The following is a 22,387-nucleotide window of genomic DNA, read 5'->3' on the forward strand; positions in this document are numbered from 1 at the left end:
GCGCATCAGGCCCAGAATACAAGGATGCATAACGCGGATCCGCCCGAAACCGAACTGGACGCAAAGTTGCGTGACAGATAAGAGTGGGTTTGAACGTTGTCAACGCCGCTGTTCGGGCTGGGTCGGACCACATCCCGCCCGCTGCGGACGGGAATCCGGTCGCGGCGCCCCGATGGTCGCAGATGGACGATTTTTCCGCGCCGCCTGTTGGATTGTCGCCGAACGGGCGCTATACCCGATTTGACGATCAGGCCCGCAAAGGAACGAATTGCGGCGTGAATGATTCTCCGGGAGCGACGTTGTCGTCTGTCTTGCGTACTTCAACCATGAAAGGTCATCCATAATGACGATCAAATCGCCGCTTCGCACCGGATTGCTGGCAGCCGGACTTTTTTGGACACTCGCCGCCGGCGCACAGGAGCCTCAAGATCGCGTGATCGCGACGGTGGGCGGCGAGCCCGTGTATGAATCCGAGCTCGTCTTCGCCGAAGGCGATCTCGATCCGCAGTTCGCGCGGCTTCCGGAACAACAGCGCCGGGCCGCGGCCCTGTCGGCGCTCATCGACATCAAGGTGATGGCCGACCAGGCCGAAAAGGCCGGTCTTGCAGAGGGCGGCGCATTCGAGCGGCGCATGCAGTTTCTGCGCGACCGCACATTGCACAACGAGTTCTTCCGCAAGGAAGTGATCGAGGGATTGTCCGAAGCCGATGTGAGAGCACGCTACGAAAAGGAAATCGCGGCGCAGCCGGGCGAACATGAGGTCAAGGCGCGGCATATTCTCGTCGACAGCGAGGAGCAGGCCAAGGCGATCATCGCCGAACTGGAAGCCGGCGCCGATTTCGAGGAACTGGCCAAGGAGAAATCCACCGGACCCAGCGGACCGCAGGGCGGCGATCTCGGCTATTTCACCCGGGGACGCATGGTGCCGGAATTCGAAGAAGCGGCGTTTGCGCTCGAACCCGACGATTTCACCAGGGAGCCCGTGAAGACCCAGTTCGGCTGGCACGTGATCAAGGTCGAGGAAAAGCGCGACGCGGCGCCGCCGGCTTTCGAGGAGGTTGTCGAACAAATCCAGCGCGTTCTCTTGCAGGAACAGTACATGGCCCTGCTGGACAAGGCGCGCGAAGGGGTCGAGATCGACGTCCAGGACGCGGAGCTCAAGGCCCTGTTCGATGCAGTCAACGCCGAGGCCGCCGCTGCTGAAGGTTCTGGCGACGACACGAAGTAATCCGGCCTCCCTCTGGAAACGACCCCGCCATGACCCACAAGGTTTCGCCACTCGCACCTTCGATGATCACCACGACGCCGCCGCTCGACGGCGTGCGCATCGCGACCACGGCCGCCGGGATCAAATACAAGGGGCGGACGGACCTTCTGGTGATGTGTTTCGACGAACCGGTTTCGGTGGCGGGCGTCTTTACCAGGTCGCTGTGCCCGTCGGCGCCGGTTGATTTCTGCAGGCGCAATCTCGACGGCGGCAAGGCGCGTGTGCTTGTCGTCAATTCGGGCAACGCCAACGCCTTTACCGGCAAGAAAGGCAACGAAGCGGCGGAACTGACCGCGCAGGCCGCCGCCCGCGCCGTCGGCTGTTCGACCAGCGAAGTGTTTCTCGCATCGACCGGGGTGATCGGCGAGCCGCTGAACGCTTCGGCGTTTGCGCATGTGCTCGCCGAAATGGTTGGCGGGGCGCAAGCCGATCGCTGGGAATCGGCGGCGCGCGCGATCATGACGACGGACACCTATCCGAAGCTGACCACCTGCACCGTGAAAATCGGCGACAAGGACGTCACCATCAACGGCATCGCGAAGGGCGCAGGCATGATCGCGCCCGACATGGCGACGATGCTCTCCTTCATCTGCACGGACGCGGATATCGCGCCGGATGTGCTTCAGTCGCTGCTTTCAAAATCGACCGGGCCGACCTTCAACTCCATTACAGTCGACAGCGACACCTCGACGTCGGACACGGTGCTGCTCTTCGCCACGGGTCGCTCGGGCGCGCCGCGGATCACCGAGGCCTCGGACAAGCGTCTGAGGGCTTTCCGCAAGGCTCTGGAAAGCCTGATGCGCGAACTTGCGCTGCTGATCGTTCGTGACGGCGAAGGCGCGACAAAACTGGTGGAAATCACCGTCACCGGCGCTGCGAGCGGCCGGGCGGCCAAGCGCATCGCCATGTCGATCGCCAATTCGCCGCTGGTCAAGACGGCGGTCGCCGGCGAGGACGCCAATTGGGGCCGCATCGTCATGGCTGTCGGCAAGGCGGGCGAGAAAGCCTTGCGCGACAAGCTGGAAATATGGTTCGGGGACGTGCGGGTGGCCATGTATGGCGAACGCGATCCGGACTACAGCGAAGCAGCGGCTTCACAGGTGATGAAACGTCCGGAAATTCCGGTGAAGGTCGATGTCGGCGTTGGCAAGGGCAGGGCGACTGTCTGGACGTGCGATCTGACCAAGGAATATGTTGCAATCAATGGCGATTACAGGAGTTGAGGTTTCATGTTGCGCCACGGGCCGCCTGACAAGGGACCGCTTGCCAGAAAAACGTCTCAATCGAAGCGCAAGGCAGGCAAACCGGATCGTCCAATGCACAGACTGGCAATTGTAAGAAGACTTGAGGCCGTTGGATTCCGCGCCTGGCCCGCAGCCTCCATTCAGTATGACGGAAGCTGGCAGGTGCGGCTGACGGCGGGACACCCCTCGAAACGCCTGAACTCCGTCAATCCGCTTGACCCGTCGGATCACGGCGACGTCGAGACGAGGGTCGAGCGCGCCGCCCAGCGGTTCAGCGCCTATGGCCGGCCGCTGATCTTTCGGCAATCGCCGCTCGCGCCGCCGCAACTCGACTCCTATTTCGACGCAAAGGGCTGGCGCCGTTTCGACGAGACGACGGTGATGATGGCTGACATCCGCAAGCTGGATCTGGACGCGACGCTCGACCATCTGCCAATTCGCGAACTTGGCCGTTACGTCGACGCCAACATTCAGGTGCATGGACGCGACAAGTCGATCAAGCCGGGACTGACCGAGGTGATCAGCTCCATCCGGCCTTCAAGCGGATGGTTCGTGATCGAGGAGCCGGGCGCAGGACCGGTGGCGACTGCGCTGTGCGTGCATGACAGCGATATGGCTGGAATTTTCGAGGTGGCGACGCGCAGCGACCGGCGCAACATGGGCTACGGACGCGAAGTGGTGACGGCGGCGCTGCGATGGGCGAGAATGCGGGGCGCCGAACAGGCCTGGCTTCAGGTCGGGACCACCAACGAGGCGGCGATGGATCTCTATGAGCGCTTCGGTTTCGAGGAAATCTACCGCTACGACTATCGGCAGGCGCCGGACAACAGCACGGATGAGTAAGGCCGCGTCGAAGCCTTCCATCGTGCTTGTGGCTGCTTGCGCGCTTGTCGATCAGGATCGCCGCGTGCTGATAGCGCAGCGTCCCGAAGGCAAGTCGATGGCGGGGCTGTGGGAGTTTCCGGGCGGAAAGGTCGAGGCGGGCGAGACACCCGAGGAAACGGTTATCCGGGAGCTGGAGGAAGAACTTGGCGTGACCACGCGCGCAGCCTGTCTTGCGCCGCTCACCTTCGCCAGCCACGCCTACGAGACGTTTCACCTGCTGATGCCGCTCTATATCTGCCGCAAATTCGACGGTTTACCGCAACCGCGCGAGGGACAGGCCCTCAAATGGGTCCGGCCGGCGCGGCTGCGCGAATATCCGATGCCGCCGGCGGACGAGCCGTTGATCCCCTTCCTGATCGATCTGGTCTGACCCTCAATTTAAGCCTGACCGTTAATCTATCATTTAGCATGTCGATGCTAGTAATGCCTGAAGTAACGAAGGTTTTTCAAGGCAATACGATGAGTAATGACGAGTTCTGGTCATCTGTCTATTCAGGAAACGGCGAATCGAAAAGCCGCCGTCGGCTGAGCCTGACCCGGCTCGTTCTCCTGTTCGGCGCGGCAGCTGTCACCATGGCTGTCGTCGTGCCGCCGATGCTTGATCACGCGGCCGATCGTCGCCTCGCCGGACACGCCGGCATTGACTACTCGACCACGTCGTCCATTCGGAAACTGCATGACTATACGGTGCGCCGCAGCGTGCTGCAGCCCTATGACGACTCTGTTTGCATCATCGGCAAGTCCGGCGAATGTAACTGACGCTGCGCTGCGAACGCGTCATTCAGTGCGGCCGGAAAGGCTTGCGACAAGCTCATCGTCCAGATCCAGGTGATCGCGCGCTTCCGAGAGCACATTTTCTTGCACAGCGGGCGGCGTCAGTTCGACATCCCGGCGAAACGCTTTCACAATGGTTTCCAGAGCTGTGATGCGCGCATATTTCTTGCAGTTCGCCGGAATGACCGTCCATGGACTGGTCCTGGTCGAAGTTTTGGCGAACATCTCGTCGATCGCCTCCTGGTAGTCGCTCCAGCGGTTTCGGTTGCGAAAATCCTCATAGGTCAGCTTCCAGCGCTTGAGCGGATCGCGAAGCCGTTTCTCGAACCGCAACAGTTGTTCTTCCGGCGAGATGTGGAAGAACAGCTTCACCAGCCGGACGCCGTCATCCACGATCATGCGCTCGAAATCGTTGATCTCCCGGTAGCCGGCGCGCCACCTGTCCGGCGGCGTCAGTTCCTCGACGCGTTCGACCAGCACCCTGCCGTACCAGGACCTGTCGAACACCGTGATCGCTCCGCTCGGCGGCAGGCGCTCCATAAAGCGCAACAGAAAATGGCGCTGCGCGTAGTAGTTTCTTGGCGCGCCAATGGGCCAGACCTTGAAGCTTCTCGGATCCAGCGCGGTCGACAGTCGCCGTATCGCGCCGCCCTTGCCGGCGGCGTCCCAGCCCTCGAAAACGATGACGCCCGATCTGCCAGACAGGAGATAGGCCTGCTGGATCTGCATCAGGGTGCGTTGAAGCTTCGCCAGCTTCTTTTCATAGGCTGTCGTCGAGATGGTCTGAGACAGATCGACATCTTTGAGTCTCGGCGCTTTCACAGACACATCCTTGGCTGTTCATGAAGATGGGGTGCATGAGGTGCGGTTGATCCTACGTCGCGCGCCGCCCATTTCCAAGCCGGATCAGGATCTGCTGTTCAACGCGTCCGTCAGGCTCATTTTCGCCGAGCCCGGCCGCAATGGCTTCTGTTGGCCCGGATCAGGCTTCCATCCAGACAGATAGACGACAGTAAAGCTCGCCCGGATGCGCCCGTCGTCATCGGCGTAGCGTTCTGCGTAGATTTCCGCGGCTCTGGCGAACAGCGCGCGCGTCGCGGGTCGGCGGCTGCGCCCGGCGAGCGGATTGGCCATGCCCATGTCGCGCAAGTCGCCCATAAGGTGGAACATCGTGTCGTATCGCACCGTATAGGTTTCACCGTCGACGACCGGCAGCGCGAAGCCGGCGCGCTGCAACAGGCCGCCGCAGTCGCGTATGTCGGCGAAGGGTATGATGCGGGGACTGGCGCCGGTGGACAGTTCGGTTTCGGCGGTAAGCAGGCAGTCCCGCAATTCGCCGAGCGTGCCTGCGCCCGGCAGGGCCGCGAGAAGAAGGCCGTCAGGCGAGAGACTGTCGGCGATTTGCTTCAGAAGGCCCGGAAGGTCGTCGACCAGATGCATGGAGAGCGCCGATACGACGAGTTGCAGGCGTTCGCGGCCAAAGGGAAAGGCGTCGAGCGCCGTGACGACGCGGGCGGTTTCCGGCGAACGATCGGCGAAAAACTCAGGCCCCGCCTCGATGCGCGTGATGAGGTCGGCCTTGCCGCTTTCGGCGAGCAGCCGGGCAACAAGCCCCGTGTGGCAATGCAGCGCCGCCGCGTTGGCGAAGCGGCGCTCGACGACGCCAAGCCTGTCGGCGAGTTCTCCGGCGACGATGCGCAGCAGGAAATCAGCCCTGGCAGGATCGCGTGCGAGCGCGCGCAGCCGGTTTTGCCGGATCATTTCGGTATCGAACAGCGTTTCGGCTTTCATTCGTCCAGGGTCCGAATTAGGCTCTTTCAGAGCGCATATACAGGGTTGTCATATGGCAGCAAGTCCACAGATGTCGAGTATTCTCAAGCAATGGATCCCCGCCGGCGGCGCTTTTCTCGCCGATCTGGTGTTTCCGCCGGTCTGCGCGGGTTGCGGCGTGCGCACCGGGCGAAACGGCGGCCTCTGCGCCGACTGCTGGACGTCCCTGCACTTCATCGAACCGCCGCTTTGCGACGTGATGGGAACGCCTTTTTCATACGATATGGGAAAGGGCATCGTATCGGCCGAGGCGATCGCCGAGCCGCCGCCGTTCTCGCGATTGCGTTCCGTTGTTCTCTACGACGATGTCGCCCGTTCTCTGACGCATCGCCTGAAATACAAGGACCGGACCGAACTCGGGCGCCTGATGGCGGGCTGGATGGCGCGGGCCGGCCGGGAACTGATCGAGGACGCGGAGGTGATCATACCGGCGCCGCTGCACTGGCGGCGGCGTCTTGCGCGCGGCTACAACCAGTCGGCCGAGCTTGGCCGGGCGGTTGCAGAGCTGTCGGGCAAGACCTATCTGCCGACGGCGCTGATGCGGCGCAAGAACACCCGGCCGCAGGTCGGTCTCGGCGCGGCCGCGCGACGTGACAATCTGCGCGGCGCCTTCGTGGTTCCGGACAGGGCGAAACCGGATATCTTCGGACGCCGGCTTCTTTTGATCGACGACGTCTACACGACCGGTGCGACGGCGCGGGCGGCCACCGCGGTTTTGCTGCGGGACGGCGCGCAGGATGTGAGCGTGCTGACCTTCGCCAGGGTTGCGGCGGGGTGACGTACGGCCCTATATGAAGAATAAATGACGAAACCATCCCGATTGTCGGGATGTGTCGATCCTCTTTGAACGGAGACTCCGGTGGCGGACATCGTAATCTATACACGCCAGTTCTGCGGCTTCTGCACGGCGGCCAAGCGGCTGCTCGACAAGAAGGGCCTGACCTATGACGAGCGTGACGCCAGCTATTCGACCGAACTGCGCCAGGAGATGTATTCCCGCGCCGGCGGCCGGACGACCTTTCCGCAGATCTTCATCGGCAAGACCCATGTGGGCGGCTGCGACGATCTTTTTGCGCTCGAAGACCAGGGCAAGCTCGACAGCCTGCTGCTATCGGCGGCGTGACGATGACGGATCTGGCGAAAGGCGTTTTCAAGGCGGCGGCGATCCAGATGCGATCGGGAACGGACCCTGAGCGCAATATCGCAGTGCTTCGCGACATGGTGCGCCAGGCCGCCGACCAAGGCGCCGATTATGTCCAGACGCCGGAGATGACCGGCGTGCTGGCGCGCAGCCGCAAGGACCTGCTTTCCGTGATCGGCGACCAGGCGACTTGTCCGGTGGCGGCCGCGGCCTCGGAGCTTGCGGCGCATCATCAGATTTATCTGCACATCGGTTCAACGGCCATTGCGCTTGGCGAAGGCAAGGTCGCCAACCGCGCCTTTCTGTTTGCACCCGACGGCGACCTGGTCGCCACCTACGACAAGATCCACATGTTCGACGTGGATCTCGACAACGGCGAAAGCTGGCGTGAGAGCAACACCTACCGGCCGGGCGAAAGCGCGGTGACGGCGGCGCTGCCTTTCGCGAAGCTGGGCATGGCGATCTGCTACGATCTGCGTTTTCCGGAACTGTTTCGCAGGGAAGCGGTGGACGGCGCTACTGTTTTGAGCGCGCCGGCGGCGTTCACGCGCCAGACCGGCGAGGCGCACTGGCACGTGCTCGTCCGCGCGCGGGCGATCGAGAACGGGGCCTTCATGATCGCCGCGGCGCAAGGCGGCAAGCACGAGGACGGCCGCGAAACCTATGGCCACTCGCTGATCGTCGATCCGTGGGGCGGAATACTGGCGGAAGCCGACAATGACGAACCCGGAATGATCCTGGCGGAAATCGACAGCGCAAAGAGCGCCGAGGCGCGCGGCAAGATACCCAATCTGAACAATAGCCGGCCTTTCGACCTGACCACGACCGCCCACGCCTCGGCCCTTTCGGTGATGGCATGATCAAGTTTAATCTCGTCTGCGACAGCGACCACCGGTTCGAGGGCTGGTTTTCGAGCAATGACGATTTCGACGGCCAATCGAAGGCCGGGCTGGTGTGCTGCCCCGTCTGCAATTCAGCGAAGGTGGAAAAGGCGCTGATGGCGCCGTCGGTGTCGACCGCGAAAAAGAAAGACGCGGCGATGCAGCTCGCCATGAACACCGCGCAGTCTGCGGCCATGACACAGCTGCGCGAGGCAGTGAAGAAAATCCGCGACAACTCCGAGGACGTCGGGACCCGGTTTCCCGAGGAAGCCCGCAAGATCCATTACGGCGAGGCGGAGGAGCGCGGCATCATCGGCCAGGCGACTCTCGACGACGCCAAGGCGCTGGTCGAGGAAGGCATCGGCGTCGCCCCGCTGCCGGACCTGCCGGAAGACAAGAACTGATCGGGCGTTCGACGGGCGCCGTCTGCGTGTGTTTTGCCGCTTTCGGGATGCTCTCCTGGTTTTGATTTTGAAGACACGCCCTATAGATCGCGGATCTTCGTCCGCGATGAGGGAAGGAGGAGAGGTTCGGTCCAGGCAATCGTCGCCGTATTGTCTGCGAAACACTGGCTGAGAGAGTTGCAGGGCCTGCTCAAATAGCACTCATCGCGCGTTATCCATCTCGCCCGGGCTCGCTCGGGTTGCTGGAGAAAAGCGCGACCTTGTTGCCCTGCGGATCACGAAGGTAGCCGACATAGAACCGGGGCCCGTACGAAGCGCGAAAGCCCGGTTGCCCTTCGTCTGAACCGCCTGCGGAAAGCGCTGCGGCGTGAAGCGCGCGCACCTGCCTTTGATCGAATGCCTCGAATGCGACCATGGATCCGTTGCCGGCGGAGGCTGGACATCCATCGAAGGTTGGCTTGACATAGAAGTCGGGCGGGACGAACGATTGACCCGGTTGCGCCGGCAATGCGTAACTCAGCCCCTCCGGCCCCTCCTCCAGTTGATAGCCGAGGGCAGGCAGGAACGCAGAATAAAATCGCTTCGCGAGCGCCAGATCATCCGCGCCGACGGTGACATAGGCAATCATGGTTCTTGTTTCTTCTCCGAATCATGGTCATGCAGACGCGATTGGCTGGGCTGTCGCAGGACGATGAAGATTTTGCCTTGACGCGCACTCTGCTGTCGAGGCCAAAAAACGATATTGGCGATCATGGTCAGGTTCATCTTGCGTATTGCTGGCTCACGGCGACGCCTGTCGCTATTGCGTCTGGAGCACAGGCAGTCTGGATCGCGGATCTTCGTCCGCGATGAGGGAAGTTGGTTGGGATTTTTCCGGCAATTGAATCCGGTCTTCGCCGGGAAGCAGGGAGTCGGACGGTTCGACGCGCTCTCAAATCGCTCTCATCCCGCGCTTGACGCGGGATCCATGCGGCCTGTCGGCGGATTCTATTCCGGCCGGGAGGCCAGCAGCATGTAGTTGACGTCGAGGTCGCGGCTGAGGTCCCAGCCGTCCTTGATGGGATTGTAGCTCACGCCGGTGCGGTCGATGATCGTCATGCCTGCGCCGCCGAGCGGCGTCTCGATTTCCTGCGGCCTCACCAGCTTTTCATATTGATGGGTGCCGCGGGGCAGCCAGCGCAGCACATATTCCGCGCCGATGATCGCCAGCGCCATGGCCTTCATCGTCCGGTTGATGGTGGCGACGAACATCAGTCCGCCGGGCTTGACCATGGAGGCGCAGGCTTCCAGGAACAGATCGCGATCGGCCACGTGCTCGACCACCTCCAGATTGAGGACGATGTCGAACATCTCGCCGTCGGCGGCGAGCGCTTCGGCCGTCACCGCGCGATAGTCGACATCGACTTCCGACTGTGCGGCGTGAACTTTCGCGACCTCGATATTGGTTTCCGACGCGTCGGCGCCCACGACCTGAGCCCCCATCCTCGCCATTGGTTCGCTGATCAGCCCGCCGCCGCAGCCAATATCGAGCACGCGCAGGTCTCTTGCGGGCCGGGGCGCGGTGATGTCGCGCCCGTAATGGTTTGCGATCCGGTCGCGGATATAGGCGAGCCGCACGGGATTGAACTTGTGCAGCGGGCGAAATTTTCCCGTCGGATCCCACCAGTCCGCAGCCATTGCCGAGAACCGGTCGATCTCCGCCTGGTCGATGGTCGTTTTGCCGGGCGCGCTCATCATTGCTCTTCCTTGTGTTCGATACAGGTAGTTGGATGATTGAGGCTGCTTGTCAAGCACCGCGACTGACGGCAAGAAAACGCGACCGGGCGCGCGCTTGCGGGTTGCGTTCAATTTGTTTATGAGAGCGGCCACACCGCTCCGGGATCCGAGCGGTTTTGTTTTGCCGTAGCACCAGTCAGGAACTCTCGCCTCCAATGGCTCGCATCGTGATGAAATTCGGCGGTACGTCCGTCGCCGATATCGACCGCATTCGAAATGTCGCCCGGCATGTGAAACGGGAGACAGACGCCGGTCACGAGGTCGCCGTCGTCGTGTCGGCCATGGCGGGCAAGACCAGCGAGCTGGTCGACTGGACGCGCCAGGCGTCATTGATCCACGATGCGCGCGAATATGACGCGGTCGTGGCCTCCGGCGAGCAGGTGACGTCGGGTCTCTTGTCGATCGTCCTCCAGTCGATGGGCGTCAACGCGCGCTCCTGGCAGGGCTGGCAGATCCCGATCCGCACCGACAACGCGCATGGCGCGGCGCGGATTCTCGATATCGACGGGAGCGAGCTGATACGCCGTTTCGGTGAAGGCCAGGTCGCCGTCATCGCCGGTTTCCAGGGACTTGGCCCCGACAACCGCATCGCCACGCTCGGGCGCGGCGGGTCGGACACCAGCGCGGTGGCGATGGCGGCTGCGCTGAAAGCCGACCGGTGTGATATCTATACGGACGTCGACGGGGTCTACACGACCGATCCGCGCATCGAGCCGAAGGCGCGGCGGCTGAAAAAGATCGCTTTCGAGGAAATGCTGGAAATGGCGTCTCTTGGAGCAAAAGTGCTGCAGGTGCGTTCCGTGGAACTGGCCATGGTGCACAAGGTGAGAACATTCGTGCGCTCGAGTTTCATCGAGCCCGACGCGCCGGGAATGGGCGATTTCGACAATCCCCCCGGTACGCTGATTTGTGATGAGGATGAAATCGTGGAACAGGAAGTCGTAACCGGTATCGCCTACGCCAGGGACGAGGCGCAGATCTCGCTGCGGCGTCTGTCCGACCGTCCGGGCGTTTCGGCCGCCATTTTCGGACCGCTGGCCGAGGCGCATGTCAATGTCGACATGATCGTCCAGAACATCTCAGAGGACGGCACGAAGACCGACATGACCTTCACCGTGCCGTCGTCCGACATGGAGAAATCCCTGGCGGTTCTGGAAAAGGCGAAGGAAGCAATCGGCTTCGACGTGGTGCAGAGCGAGCCGGGGCTGGTCAAGGTCTCGGTCATCGGCATCGGCATGCGCAGCCACGCCGGCGTTGCGGCGACCGCCTTCAGGGCGCTGGCCGGCAAGGGCATCAATATCAAGGCCATCACGACGTCGGAGATCAAGATCTCCATTCTTATCGACAGCGCCTATGCGGAGCTTGCAGTTCGCACTTTGCATTCGGTCTACGGCCTCGATAAAACATAAGTTGAAAACCTCCCGGCGTCGCACGTCGACCGGGACAACCTGAAACCGGGAGCGACAGCGCGATGAGAGACCCGTCGGCAGGTCCGCGCGTTCTATTGCGAAAACTTCGCGAGCTCATGGCCGAAGCGCTGGAGCCGCAGGAACGGCTTGACCGTATCGTGCGCCAGATCGCCCAGAACATGGTCGCCGAGGTTTGCTCCTTCTATGTGCTGCGGGCCGACGGCGTGCTCGAGCTCTATGCGACGGAAGGCCTCAACCCCGGCGCCGTTCACCTGGCGCAGCTGAAGATGGGGCAGGGCCTCGTCGGCACGATCGCCGCCAGCGCAAGGCCGCTCAGCCTGTCCGACGCCCAGTCGCATCCGGCCTTTACCTATCTGCCGGAAACGGGCGAAGAGATTTATCACTCCTTCCTCGGCGTCCCGATCCTGCGCGCCGGTCGCACCCTCGGCGTCCTCGTCATCCAGAACAAGGCGATGCGCAACTACCGCGACGACGAGCTGGAGGCGCTTGAAACCACGGCCATGGTGCTGGCCGAAATGATCGCCACCGGCGATCTGAAGAAGGTCACCCGTCCGGGGCTCGAACTGGATCTCAGCCGTCCGGTGACCATCGAGGGCGAATCCTACGGCGAAGGCATTGGTCTCGGCTATGCGGTGCTGCACGAGCCGCGCATCGTCGTCACCGAGCTTCTGAACGACGACATCGACGCCGAACTGAAGCGCCTGGAAGAGGCGCTCGATTCGCTAAGACTGTCGATCGACGACATGCTGTCGCGCCGCGACGTCTCGATGGAAGGCGAACACCGCGCGGTGCTCGAGGCCTACCGGATGTTCGCCTATGATCGCGGCTGGGTGCGAAAGCTGGACGAGGCGATCCGCAACGGCCTGACGGCGGAGGCGGCCGTGGAAAAGGTGCAGAGCGACACGCGCGCGCGCATGATCCACATGACCGATCCCTATCTCCGGGAGCGGCTGCATGATTTCGACGACCTGGCGAACCGCCTGCTGCGGCAACTGACCCGTTTCGACGACAAGGAACAACGCACCGATTTTCCGGATTCCGCGATCATCGTCGCCCGCGCCATGGGCGCCGCCGAACTGCTCGACTATCCGCGCCCGAAAATCAGAGGCGTCGTGCTGGAGGAAGGCGCGGTCACCAGCCATGTGGTGATTGTCGCCCGCGCCATGGGCATTCCGGTGGTCGGACAGGCCTCCGGCATCGTGTCGATGACCGAGAACGGCGACTCCATGATTGTCGACGGCGACGATGGCGCAGTGCATCTGCGGCCGATGGTCGACCTTGAAAGCGCCTATGCGGAGAAGGTGCGTTTCAGCGCCCGCAAGCAGGAACAGTATCGCGCGCTGCGCGAAGTCGCGCCCGTGACCCGCGACGGCGTCGAGGTGACCTTGCAGATGAATGCGGGCCTGCTTGTCGATCTGCCGCAATTGCGCGAATCCGGCGCCAGCGGCGTCGGCCTGTTCCGCACCGAACTGCAGTTCATGATCGCTTCGCGGATGCCCAAGTTCGAAGAGCAGTGCAACTTCTATCGCAGCGTTATCAAACAGGCCGAGGGCAAGTCCGTGACCTTTCGCGCGCTCGACATCGGCGGCGACAAGGTGGTGCCGTTCTTCCGCGGCGCGCATGAGGAAAACCCGGCGCTCGGCTGGCGCGCGATGCGTCTGGCGCTCGACCGGCCGGGCATCCTGCGCGTGCAGCTGCGCTCGCTCCTGCGGGCGGCGGCCAACCAGGAACTGCGGTTGATGTTTCCGATGGTGACGGAGATCGACGAGTTCAGGACCGCCCGGACGCTGGTCGCCCGCGAAGTCAACCACCTGTCGCGCTTCGGCCATGATCTTCCGCGAAAGGTCGAACTCGGCGTGATGCTGGAAGTTCCGAGCCTGATGTGGCAACTCGACGAGGTGATGACGGAGGCCGACTTCGTTTCGGTGGGATCCAACGATCTGTTCCAGTTCACGATGGCCTCGGATCGCGGCAACGCCAGGGTGAGCAACCGTTTCGACCCGCTCGGCCGCACCTTCCTGCGGGTCTTGCGGCAGATCGTCCTGGCCGCGGAACGCAACGCGACGCCGCTGACGCTGTGCGGCGAGATGGCCGGCCGGCCGCTGACCGCCATGGCGCTGATCGGGATCGGCTTTCGCTCCATCTCGATGGCGCCGGCGGCGATCGGTCCGGTCAAGTCGATGCTGCTTGCGCTCGACGCGGAGCGTTTGTCGAAAGCGCTGCTGCCGGCGCTCGACAACGGCCTCAGCGGCAAGCCGGTGCGCAACCTGCTGCTTGAATTCGCGGAAGACAACAACATACCGCTGTAACCCACCTCTGTCCGGAAACACCCATGGCAACCCTTCCACTGGAAAAGATGCGTCAACTCGAGAATCGCTTCGGCGAAATCGAGGCGCGCATGGCGCAAGGTCCCGAATCGGACGTCTATGTCAGGCTGGCGTCCGAATATTCGGAGCTGGAGCCGGTGGTCGTCGCCATCCGCAATCACGGCAAAACCATTACGGAAATTGGCGATCTGAAGCAGATGCTGAAGGATCGCGACACCGAACAGGAGATGCGCGCGCTGGCCGAACTCGAACTGGCGGAGCTCGAGGAGCGGCTGGAGGAGCTCGAGGCGCAGATGCAGGTGATGCTTCTGCCCAGGGACGCGGCCGACGAGAAAAGCGCGATCCTGGAAATCCGCGCCGGCACCGGCGGATCGGAGGCGGCGCTGTTCGCCGGGGACCTCTTTCGCATGTATGAGCGCTACGCCGGATCGCACGGGTGGAAGGTTGAGGTCGTCAGCGCAAGCGAGGGCGAAGCAGGCGGCTACAAGGAAATCGTCGCGACGATCTCGGGTCGGGGCGTGTTCGCCCGGCTGAAATTCGAATCCGGCGTGCATCGCGTGCAGCGCGTGCCGGAAACGGAATCCGGCGGCCGGATTCACACCTCCGCCGCAACCGTTGCGGTGCTGCCGGAGGCGGAGGAAATCGACGTGGAGATCCGCAACGAGGATATCCGCATCGACACGATGCGCGCCTCCGGCGCTGGCGGCCAGCACGTCAACACGACCGACTCGGCTGTCCGGATCACGCACCTGCCGACAGGCGTCGTCGTGACCCAGTCGGAAAAGTCGCAGCACCAGAACCGCGCGCGCGCCATGCAGTTGCTGCGGGCGCGCCTCTTCGATATGGAGCGGCAGAAGGCCGACAGCGAACGGTCCGCCGAGCGCAAGAGCCAGGTTGGGTCGGGCGATCGGTCGGAACGCATCCGGACCTACAATTTTCCGCAGGGGCGCGTCACGGACCATCGCATCAACCTGACGCTCTACAAGCTCGACCGGCTGATGGAAGGGGAGATCGATGAGGTCGTCGATGCGCTCGTTGCCGACTATCAGGCCGGTCAGCTCGCCGCCCTGTCCGAGACCTGATCTGCGTGACCAAAGCCGTTCCGGAGTTCAGCGCCGCGACGATCGCCGAAGCCGTCAAGGCCGCCGGTCGTCAGTTCGCGGAGGCTGGTCTGGAGGCGCCGGAGCGCAGCGCGCAGATCCTGATTTGCGGATTGCTGGATATCGGCCTGACCGAACTGGTGCTTGACGCCCGCAATCCGCTGGACGCGGAAGCGCAAAGCCGCGTCGCTTCCGCCGTCGCGCGGGCGCTTGCGGGCGAACCGGTGCATCGCATCCTCGGTCGGCGCGAATTCTACGGCCTCGAACTGCAGCTGAACGAGGATACGCTCGAACCGCGTCCGGACACCGAAATCCTGGTCGACGCCGCCTTGCCTTACGTTACGGCGATTGCGGAGCGGCATGGCGGCTGCGACATTCTCGATCTCGGCACGGGAACGGGCGCGATCGCACTCGCCATTCTTTCACATGTGAAGCAGGCGAGGGCGCTTGGCGTGGACATCAGCGAGAAGGCGGTTCTTGCGGCGACGCAGAACGCGCGCCGCCATGGCCTGGATGAGCGCTTCCGCGCGACGACCGGGGACTGGTTTGAAAATATTTCCGATCGTTTTGATGTAATCGTCTCCAACCCTCCCTATATCCGCAGAATTGATATTGACGGGTTGTCCGAGGCGGTGCGTCGCCATGATCCGGTTCGGGCGCTTGATGGCGGGCCGGACGGCCTGGACGCCTACAGGATCATAGCCCGGGAAGCAGACAACCATCTCAAACAGGGCGGACGCATTGTCCTCGAAACCGGTTTCGACCAGCATGACGCGGTGATTGCGCTGTTTGAACAACACGGGCTGAAATGCCTGGAGCGCCGCCGTGATCTCGGCGACAGAGACAGGGTTCTGGCCTTCGCGCGCAAGACGTTGTAGAAGCGCTGACGGCGCCGCAGCATTGCCGATGCGGCTGATTGGAAATTTGACGGACATATTCAAAGAAAAGGCTTGGAATTACCGGCGAAGCACGTTAGTTTCCGGTCAATGTCACGCAAATGATCGTAGCTGCATAACCGGATCCAAAGGCCCTCCGGCTTCGTGCAATGATCTGATGGCGTTGGAATCTGCCCTATGTGAGACAGTGAAGCGGGAAGAGCGCAGACGCGCATTTCCAGGCCGCACGGGGGAACTGGACGTTTGGTCCGGCGAAGGGCGCAGAAGATTACCCAGAAAAGGACGTAAACCAGGTGAGTGACTTATGAGGTCTGGACAGCAGAACAAACGCGGTCGCGGTCGCAACAACAACAACAACAATGGCGGACGCAAGAACGGCAATCCCCTGTCTCGGTCATATGACAGCAATGGTCCAGACGTTAAGATTCGCGGCACGGCGCAGCACATAGCCGACAAATATGCGACTATGGCCCGTGACGCTCTCGCCTCCGGCGATACGGTCATGGGGGAAAATTATCTGCAGCACGCAGAGCATTACAACCGCATCATCATCGCCGCGCAGGCGCAGATCCAGGAGCGCAGCATGCGCGAGGATCGCGACAATTCCGAACGCGAGCAGCCGCCCGTCAACCAGGCGTCAGGCAATGACCAGCCATCCCCCGAGCCTCAGGAGGCGAACGGTTCCCATCCTCCCGTTGTGGGATCCGGGCCGCAGCCGGTCATCGAAGGAACGCCCATGGAAATTTCCATGGAGGAGGAAAGCGCTCAGCAGCAGGTTCGCAAAGCGCCCCTGCGTCGACGCGCCGCACGCCCCAAGCGGGCGCGCAACGGCAACGGCAACGGCGGCGCGCATACCGAGGACGAGGCAGCCTCTGCGGCGTCGAACGGCGCCGACAACGGTGGAAGTTCGGAGCAGGAAAACGCCGCGCCGGCCAGCAAAAGCAGCGCCGGAGAGCAAGCGACGGCCGCGCCGACCGAAGCCTGATCCAGGCATCGCATACGCATCGTGACATGACGCCCGGTCCCCGACCGGGCGTTTTTCATATGCCTCGTCGCAGTACTTGAACGCGACGGTCTGCAAACCCCATATGAGGCATGAAGGCGGCTCGCCGAATTCGGGAGCCGGTCCACATTTTTGTTCCGCGCCGTTCATGGGCGGAACATGAAACGGAGACATGACCTATGAATATGGAAAAATACAGCGAACGCGTGCGCGGGTTCCTGCAGTCGGCGCAGACATATGCCCTTGCCGAAGGACACCAGCAATTCACGCCCGAGCATGTGCTGAAAGTCCTGCTTGACGATCCGGAAGGCATGGCCGCATCCCTGATCGACCGCGCCGGCGGACGGGCGAAGGACGCGAAGGTGGCCGTTGACGCGGCGCTTGCAAAACTGCCGAAGATTTCCGGCGGGAACGGACAGATCTATCTTTCCCAGCCGCTCGCCAAAGTGTTTTCGACCGCCGAGGACATCGCCAACAAGGCTGGCGACAGCTTCGTCACGGTCGAGCGTCTTCTGCTCGCCCTGATGATGGAAAAATCCGCGGCGACTTCGAAGCTGCTGGAAACGGCCGGCGTGACGCCGACCGCCCTCAATCAGGCGATCAACGAAATCCGCAAAGGCCGCACGGCCGATTCCGCCAGTGCGGAGCAGGGCTATGACGCCCTGAAGAAATACGCCCGCGACCTGACCGAGGAAGCTCGCGAGGGCAAGCTCGATCCGGTGATCGGACGCGACGATGAAATTCGCCGCACGATCCAGGTGCTGTCGCGGCGCACCAAGAACAATCCGGTGCTCATCGGCGAACCCGGCGTCGGCAAGACGGCGATCGCCGAAGGCCTGGCGCTGCGCATCATCAATGGCGACGTGCCGGAATCGCTGAAAGACAAGCAACTGCTTGCGCTCGACATGGGCGCCTTGATCGCCGGCGCGAAATATCGCGGCGAGTTCGAGGAGCGTCTGAAGGCGGTGCTTTCGGAGGTGCAGTCGGCTGCCGGAAACATCGTCCTGTTCATCGACGAAATGCACACACTCGTCGGAGCCGGCAAGGCGGACGGCGCAATGGACGCCTCCAACCTGCTGAAGCCGGCGCTGGCCCGCGGCGAACTGCACTGCGTGGGCGCGACGACGCTCGATGAATATCGCAAGCACGTCGAAAAGGACGCCGCTCTGGCGCGCCGGTTCCAGCCCGTCTTCGTCGACGAGCCGACGGTGGAGGACACGATATCCATCCTGCGCGGGATCAAGGAGAAGTACGAGCAGCACCACAAGGTCCGGATCTCCGATTCGGCGCTGGTCTCCGCATCGACGTTGTCGAACCGCTACATCACGGACCGGTTCCTGCCCGACAAGGCGATCGACCTTGTGGACGAAGCGGCTTCGCGTCTTCGCATGCAGGTGGATTCCAAGCCGGAAGAACTCGACGAGCTCGACCGGCGCATCATCCAGCTCAAGATCGAGCGCGAGGCCCTGCTGAAGGAAACCGACAGGGCTTCCAAGGACAGGCTCAAGAAACTGGAAGAGGATCTTACCTCGCTTGAGGAAGAGGCCGACGCGCTTACGGCGGCCTGGCAGGCCGAGAAGCAGAAGCTGGGTCTGGCGGCCGAGCTGAAGAAGCAGCTCGACGACGCCCGCAACGAGCTGGCGATCGCCCAGCGCAAGGGCGAGTTCCAGCGCGCCGGCGAACTGGCCTATGGCGAGATCCCGGATCTGGAAGCCAAGCTCGCCAAAGCGGAAGAAACCGGCAACGAAGGCTCGGCGATGGTCGAGGAGACCGTCACGCCCGACCACATCGCCCATGTGATTTCGCGCTGGACCGGCATTCCCGTCGACAAGATGCTCGAGGGCGAACGGGAGAAACTGCTGCGCATGGAAGACGTGCTGGCGAAATCGGTCGTCGGTCAGGGCGAGGCGGTGCAGGCCGTCTCCAAGGCCGTGCGCCGCGCGCGCGCCGGCCTGCAGGATCCGAACCGGCCGATCGGCTCGTTCATCTTCCTCGGACCCACGGGCGTCGGCAAGACGGAACTGACCAAGGCGCTTGCCCGGTTCCTCTTCGACGACGAATCGGCGATGGTGCGTCTGGACATGTCGGAGTTCATGGAGAAACACTCCGTGTCCCGGCTGATCGGCGCTCCGCCCGGATATGTCGGTTACGACGAGGGCGGCATGCTGACGGAAGCAGTCCGGCGCAGACCCTATCAGGTGATCCTGTTCGACGAGATTGAAAAGGCTCATCCGGATGTCTTCAACGTGCTGCTGCAGGTGCTCGACGACGGACGTCTGACGGACGGCCAGGGCCGCACCGTCGATTTCCGCAACACGCTGGTCATCATGACGTCCAACCTGGGCGCGGAATATCTGACCGGCCTCGGCGAGAACGACGATGTCGACAAGGTCCGCGATCAGGTCATGGATGTCGTTCGCGCGTCCTTCCGGCCGGAATTCCTGAACCGCGTGGACGAGATCATCCTGTTCCATCGCCTGCTTCGCGACCAGATGGGAGCCATCGTCGATATCCAGATGGCGCGGGTCCAGAACCTGCTCAGCGATCGAAAGATCGTCATCGATCTGGGCGAGGATGCGCGCAACTGGCTGGCGGACAAGGGATACGATCCGGCTTACGGCGCACGACCCTTGAAGCGGGTGATCCAGAAATACCTGCAGGATCCGCTGGCTGAAAAAATCCTCGGCGGCGAGGTCACGGACGGCCAGACCATTCAGGTGTCGGCCGGTTCGGACAGGCTGCTGTTTTCGACGGCGGACAGCCAGGTCGAAGCCGCCTGACGACCGACAGGTCCGTACAAGAGTAAAATGGTCCGGTTTGTCCGGGCCATTTTCGTTTGTGACTCATGTGGAAAGTCTATGTCAGAACGCGGACGCCAGCCGGGCCGTTCCGCTTTCCGGATTGACCAGCTTGTCTATACGCTCACGTTCGCGCTGGAACTCAGCCAGCGCCTCGCCGGTCAAGGCCTTGCCTTCGGGCAGGCGCACGCGCATCGGATCGACCTTGCGGCCGTTGACGATCAGTTCGTAGTGAAGATGCGGACCGGTGGACAGGCCAGTCGATCCGACATAACCGATCACCTGACCCTGCCGCACCCTTGTTCCCGGCGCGATGCCCTTGGCGATCGAGGTCTGGTGCGAATAGGAGCTTTCGTAGCCGTTGGGATGGCGAATGATGGTCTGCTTGCCGTAGCCGCCCTTGTTCCAGCCGGCCTTCTCGACCACGCCGTTGCCGGCGGCGATGATCGGCGTGCCGCGCGGCGCCGCCCAGTCCACGCCAGTGTGCATGCGGCGGTATTTGAGGATCGGGTGGCGGCGCATGCCGAAGCCCGACCGGAAGCGGCCGTTGGGCACCGGATTCCTGATCAGGAACTGGCGCGCGCTGCGACCTTCCGGATCATAATAGTCGATGGCTCCGGTTTCGGGATTTTGGAAACGGTAGAGTTGGACATCATTGTTGCCGAAGGTCGCCTTGACGAACAGCAATTGCGAATCGATGTCGGCGGCTTCCGTCTGTTCGTTGACCGAAAACAGCGCTTCCATCGTGTCGGTGGGCTTCAGTTTCGCCTGGAAATCGACGCTGCTTGCGAGCATTCTCACCAGCTTGTCGGTCATGTCCAGATCCATGCCGTAGGACAGGGCTGCACGGAAGATGCCGTCATAGATGCGGGGCAGATCGCGCCCGGACGAGACGGCGACCGGCTGGTTGTCAAAGGCGGTTTCCACAGCCGCCGATTTCGGCGGCTCTTCGGCGGATGCGAGGATTTCGCTGTCGTTGATTGCGACGGATCCGCGGTGCCTGCTCCCGGTATAGACGGACGCGCGGATGATACGCTTGTTCGCGCCGCGCTGTTCGAGGCCGAGGCGCACCACGTCGCCTTCGGAAAGATCTTCGGAACCGGTCTCGCCGGCCAGGAAATCGGAAAAATACTGCGCCTGGCTCTTGTCGTATCCTGCTTCCGCCAGCGCGTCCACGATCTTGACGGAAGACCGGATCGGGATGATGTCGTCGATATACTCGATGGCGTTGGCGTTTGACGTCTGGACAGGGCTGACGGAAACATTTTCCGCGACGACCTTTGCATTGAGATTCGTTGCTTCGGCAAACGGACCGTCCGCGCCATTGAAGGTCTGCGGGTTGACATAATGCATGGCCGCCACCTGCAGCTTGCCATTGTCGAGCGCCATCTCGCTTTTGCGCGCAATTTCCTCTGCTTCGTCGGCGGTCAGATTTGCGGCGTAGACATAGGGAACTGCGGTCAGCGGAAACTCGGTGATCTTCAGGCTTATTTCCGATTCGACGTCAGCGCCGTAGATGACGCCGGTCGGAGCCGCCGGCGCTTCTTCCTCTTCCTCTCCGGACGAGAATATTTTCAGCGGATCGAATTTCGGATAGTCGATCTTTGCGCCATGATTGGCGGCAAGCGCCATCTTCACATGCGCAAAAGGCTTGCTTCGGATGACGCTGCGGTCGCCTTCGTCGATCATGGTCGAGACCTCGATGATCGATCGGTCTGTCGGTTTCGCTGCGATTGCAGTGCCGACAAGCCGGCTGCCTTTTGCGGCGCCGAGCGAGTTCGTGCGGCCGGTTTCCGTTTCGGTGGAAGCATAGGCTTCGCCCGGAATGGCCAGCTGTTCGCGTCCGTCGAGGGCTGCAAACAGCGCAATGCCCATCAGGGCGCTGGAGGTGATGCCTGTCAGAAAGGTGCCGGACAGCCAGCGAATGGAGACTTCACGACGATCGGGAGCTTTGCGGCCGTCCGCCAGAAGCGGTTCGTCCTCCCCCAATTGTTTCGCTACATCACTCTCTTTCGCCATCGTTGGTCGTCTGTCCCCACATCCTTTATCGATTGCGACGCCGGCTCACGAAATATCAATCATTTCATGTGCCTCGTCGATCGCGGCGAGTCAATCTCCGGCCGAATCATTCACCCGAAATATAGAGAAACGTCCCGAATGCATACATGATTTCATGTTGCACCTCCGAGTCCCGTCGGGAACACCCTGCAGGCTGTTGCTTTATTGAGGCAGCAATAGGGCATTGGAGCGCTTGTCCAGAGAATGTTTTGCGCTTTGTGTGACGGGGTGCGGCGAAAACATGAAAAAAATTTGGATTACGGTCTAAAAAATTATGACTATATCCCCATATTAGAAGGACCGGCGCATATCCATATCGCCGGTCATCACTCTATCAGCAAGCATGAATAGCCCGGTTTTAGGGGCTTTCAACACGATCTTCCCGATAGTCGTTCGCGCCTGTCAGAAAACTTTCACAGAGTTGGAAAATAGGTGTTGACTTGCTGAAACTGTGTTGGGTATATAGCGCCACCAACGAGGGCGGTGTCGCCGCTGGCGACGGTACGTTTTGCCTTGTTGGTTTCCGGAATGGGCTTTTGGGCTTTGTTTTGGACCTGGACGGGACTTTAGGTT

At 62.1% G+C, this 22,387-nt stretch carries 20 protein-coding genes; 15 read left to right on the top strand and 5 right to left on the bottom strand.

The features are described 5' to 3' along the window. Positions 1–343 precede the first annotated feature (343 nt). From AAFN47_RS16320 to AAFN47_RS16340, 5 genes are all read left to right on the top strand, one after another. Positions 344–1,228: a peptidylprolyl isomerase gene (locus AAFN47_RS16320; protein WP_499810305.1), complete on the top strand. Its 885-nt coding sequence runs from the start codon at positions 344–346 to the stop codon at positions 1,226–1,228. A 29-nt stretch (positions 1,229–1,257) separates the two neighbouring features. Further along, a complete protein-coding gene (gene argJ / locus AAFN47_RS16325; protein WP_499810306.1) occupies positions 1,258–2,490 on the top strand; it encodes a bifunctional glutamate N-acetyltransferase/amino-acid acetyltransferase ArgJ in 1,233 nt (410 codons plus the stop codon). Positions 2,491–2,583: 93 nt separating this feature from the next. Continuing rightward, the gene (locus tag AAFN47_RS16330) at positions 2,584–3,354 is read left to right on the top strand and encodes a GNAT family N-acetyltransferase (protein WP_499810307.1); all 771 of its coding nucleotides are present in this window, start codon (positions 2,584–2,586) and stop codon (positions 3,352–3,354) included. Further along, positions 3,347–3,766 (top strand): 8-oxo-dGTP diphosphatase MutT, encoded by a 420-nt coding sequence (gene mutT / locus AAFN47_RS16335; protein WP_499810308.1) that lies wholly within the window; start codon positions 3,347–3,349, stop codon positions 3,764–3,766. The genes AAFN47_RS16330 and mutT overlap by 8 nt, the downstream gene beginning before the upstream one ends. 89 nt (positions 3,767–3,855) lie before the next feature. Beyond that, entirely contained in the window at positions 3,856–4,155 is a 300-nt protein-coding gene (locus AAFN47_RS16340) for a hypothetical protein (RefSeq protein WP_499810309.1), read from the top strand. A gap of 18 nt (positions 4,156–4,173) precedes the next feature. Here the strand turns inward: AAFN47_RS16340 and AAFN47_RS16345 are convergent, their stop codons facing one another. Both AAFN47_RS16345 and AAFN47_RS16350 read right to left on the bottom strand, forming a co-directional pair. Then, positions 4,174–4,992 carry a polyphosphate kinase 2 family protein gene (locus AAFN47_RS16345; RefSeq protein WP_499810310.1) on the bottom strand — a complete coding sequence of 273 codons (819 nt, stop codon included), beginning with the start codon at positions 4,990–4,992 and terminating at the stop codon, positions 4,174–4,176. A gap of 84 nt (positions 4,993–5,076) precedes the next feature. Next, positions 5,077–5,961, bottom strand: a complete 885-nt coding sequence (locus AAFN47_RS16350) for a methyltransferase domain-containing protein (RefSeq protein WP_499810311.1) — start codon at positions 5,959–5,961, stop codon at positions 5,077–5,079. Between the two features lie 52 nt (positions 5,962–6,013). Between AAFN47_RS16350 and AAFN47_RS16355 the strand changes: the two genes are divergently transcribed. The 4 genes from AAFN47_RS16355 to AAFN47_RS16370 all read left to right on the top strand — a co-directional run bounded on the left by AAFN47_RS16355 (position 6,014) and on the right by AAFN47_RS16370 (position 8,426). Beyond that, on the top strand, positions 6,014–6,778 hold the full coding sequence (locus tag AAFN47_RS16355; RefSeq protein WP_499810312.1) for a ComF family protein: 765 nt from the start codon (positions 6,014–6,016) through the stop codon (positions 6,776–6,778). Between the two features lie 81 nt (positions 6,779–6,859). After that, positions 6,860–7,123, top strand: coding sequence for a glutaredoxin 3 (grxC, locus tag AAFN47_RS16360; RefSeq protein WP_499810313.1), 264 nt, complete (start codon positions 6,860–6,862; stop codon positions 7,121–7,123). A 2-nt stretch (positions 7,124–7,125) separates the two neighbouring features. Beyond that, positions 7,126–8,001, top strand: a complete 876-nt coding sequence (locus tag AAFN47_RS16365; protein ID WP_499810314.1) for a carbon-nitrogen hydrolase family protein — start codon at positions 7,126–7,128, stop codon at positions 7,999–8,001. Then, on the top strand, positions 7,998–8,426 hold the full coding sequence (locus tag AAFN47_RS16370; RefSeq protein ID WP_499810315.1) for a DUF1178 family protein: 429 nt from the start codon (positions 7,998–8,000) through the stop codon (positions 8,424–8,426). The genes AAFN47_RS16365 and AAFN47_RS16370 overlap by 4 nt, the downstream gene beginning before the upstream one ends. A gap of 211 nt (positions 8,427–8,637) precedes the next feature. On the opposite strand, the gene AAFN47_RS16375 is transcribed toward AAFN47_RS16370, so the two are convergent. Further along, a complete protein-coding gene (locus AAFN47_RS16375) occupies positions 8,638–9,054 on the bottom strand; it encodes a VOC family protein (protein WP_499810316.1) in 417 nt (138 codons plus the stop codon). Between the two features lie 359 nt (positions 9,055–9,413). Next, positions 9,414–10,160: a bifunctional 2-polyprenyl-6-hydroxyphenol methylase/3-demethylubiquinol 3-O-methyltransferase UbiG gene (gene ubiG / locus AAFN47_RS16380; RefSeq protein ID WP_499810332.1), complete on the bottom strand. Its 747-nt coding sequence runs from the start codon at positions 10,158–10,160 to the stop codon at positions 9,414–9,416. A 197-nt stretch (positions 10,161–10,357) separates the two neighbouring features. Between ubiG and AAFN47_RS16385 the strand changes: the two genes are divergently transcribed. The 6 genes from AAFN47_RS16385 to clpB all read left to right on the top strand — a co-directional run bounded on the left by AAFN47_RS16385 (position 10,358) and on the right by clpB (position 19,738). Then, complete coding sequence (locus AAFN47_RS16385; RefSeq protein ID WP_499810317.1) at positions 10,358–11,611, top strand: aspartate kinase; 1,254 nt, start codon at positions 10,358–10,360, stop codon at positions 11,609–11,611. A gap of 62 nt (positions 11,612–11,673) precedes the next feature. Beyond that, on the top strand, positions 11,674–13,941 hold the full coding sequence (gene ptsP, locus AAFN47_RS16390) for a phosphoenolpyruvate--protein phosphotransferase (protein ID WP_499810318.1): 2,268 nt from the start codon (positions 11,674–11,676) through the stop codon (positions 13,939–13,941). Positions 13,942–13,964: 23 nt separating this feature from the next. Next, positions 13,965–15,041 (top strand): peptide chain release factor 1, encoded by a 1,077-nt coding sequence (gene prfA / locus AAFN47_RS16395; protein ID WP_499810319.1) that lies wholly within the window; start codon positions 13,965–13,967, stop codon positions 15,039–15,041. A 5-nt stretch (positions 15,042–15,046) separates the two neighbouring features. Then, complete coding sequence (gene prmC / locus AAFN47_RS16400) at positions 15,047–15,937, top strand: peptide chain release factor N(5)-glutamine methyltransferase (protein WP_499810320.1); 891 nt, start codon at positions 15,047–15,049, stop codon at positions 15,935–15,937. 322 nt (positions 15,938–16,259) lie between these two features. Beyond that, complete coding sequence (locus AAFN47_RS16405; RefSeq protein WP_499810321.1) at positions 16,260–16,940, top strand: DUF4167 domain-containing protein; 681 nt, start codon at positions 16,260–16,262, stop codon at positions 16,938–16,940. Positions 16,941–17,137: 197 nt separating this feature from the next. Continuing rightward, entirely contained in the window at positions 17,138–19,738 is a 2,601-nt protein-coding gene (gene clpB / locus AAFN47_RS16410; RefSeq protein WP_499810322.1) for an ATP-dependent chaperone ClpB, read from the top strand. A gap of 81 nt (positions 19,739–19,819) precedes the next feature. Here the strand turns inward: clpB and AAFN47_RS16415 are convergent, their stop codons facing one another. After that, the gene (locus tag AAFN47_RS16415; RefSeq protein ID WP_499810323.1) at positions 19,820–21,775 is read right to left on the bottom strand and encodes a M23 family metallopeptidase; all 1,956 of its coding nucleotides are present in this window, start codon (positions 21,773–21,775) and stop codon (positions 19,820–19,822) included. Positions 21,776–22,387 lie beyond the last annotated feature (612 nt).

Origin of the sequence: Hoeflea sp. CAU 1731, assembly GCF_039888615.1 — a bacterium.
Lineage (GTDB): Bacteria > Pseudomonadota > Alphaproteobacteria > Rhizobiales > Rhizobiaceae > Flavimaribacter.

What these genes read in the sequence shown, in the direction of transcription:
- AAFN47_RS16320 (WP_499810305.1), top strand. Translation starts at nt 344, where the DNA reads ATGACGATCAAATCGCCGCTTCGCACCGGATTGCTGGCAGCCGGACTT.
- argJ (WP_499810306.1), top strand. Translation starts at nt 1,258, where the DNA reads ATGACCCACAAGGTTTCGCCACTCGCACCTTCGATGATCACCACGACG.
- AAFN47_RS16330 (WP_499810307.1), top strand. Translation starts at nt 2,584, where the DNA reads ATGCACAGACTGGCAATTGTAAGAAGACTTGAGGCCGTTGGATTCCGC.
- mutT (WP_499810308.1), top strand. Translation starts at nt 3,347, where the DNA reads ATGAGTAAGGCCGCGTCGAAGCCTTCCATCGTGCTTGTGGCTGCTTGC.
- AAFN47_RS16340 (WP_499810309.1), top strand. Translation starts at nt 3,856, where the DNA reads ATGAGTAATGACGAGTTCTGGTCATCTGTCTATTCAGGAAACGGCGAA.
- AAFN47_RS16350 (WP_499810311.1), bottom strand. Translation starts at nt 5,961, where the DNA reads ATGAAAGCCGAAACGCTGTTCGATACCGAAATGATCCGGCAAAACCGG.
- AAFN47_RS16355 (WP_499810312.1), top strand. Translation starts at nt 6,014, where the DNA reads ATGGCAGCAAGTCCACAGATGTCGAGTATTCTCAAGCAATGGATCCCC.
- AAFN47_RS16365 (WP_499810314.1), top strand. Translation starts at nt 7,126, where the DNA reads ATGACGGATCTGGCGAAAGGCGTTTTCAAGGCGGCGGCGATCCAGATG.
- AAFN47_RS16370 (WP_499810315.1), top strand. Translation starts at nt 7,998, where the DNA reads ATGATCAAGTTTAATCTCGTCTGCGACAGCGACCACCGGTTCGAGGGC.
- AAFN47_RS16375 (WP_499810316.1), bottom strand. Translation starts at nt 9,054, where the DNA reads ATGATTGCCTATGTCACCGTCGGCGCGGATGATCTGGCGCTCGCGAAG.
- ubiG (WP_499810332.1), bottom strand. Translation starts at nt 10,160, where the DNA reads ATGAGCGCGCCCGGCAAAACGACCATCGACCAGGCGGAGATCGACCGG.
- AAFN47_RS16385 (WP_499810317.1), top strand. Translation starts at nt 10,358, where the DNA reads ATGGCTCGCATCGTGATGAAATTCGGCGGTACGTCCGTCGCCGATATC.
- ptsP (WP_499810318.1), top strand. Translation starts at nt 11,674, where the DNA reads ATGAGAGACCCGTCGGCAGGTCCGCGCGTTCTATTGCGAAAACTTCGC.
- prfA (WP_499810319.1), top strand. Translation starts at nt 13,965, where the DNA reads ATGGCAACCCTTCCACTGGAAAAGATGCGTCAACTCGAGAATCGCTTC.
- AAFN47_RS16405 (WP_499810321.1), top strand. Translation starts at nt 16,260, where the DNA reads ATGAGGTCTGGACAGCAGAACAAACGCGGTCGCGGTCGCAACAACAAC.
- clpB (WP_499810322.1), top strand. Translation starts at nt 17,138, where the DNA reads ATGAATATGGAAAAATACAGCGAACGCGTGCGCGGGTTCCTGCAGTCG.
- AAFN47_RS16415 (WP_499810323.1), bottom strand. Translation starts at nt 21,775, where the DNA reads ATGGCGAAAGAGAGTGATGTAGCGAAACAATTGGGGGAGGACGAACCG.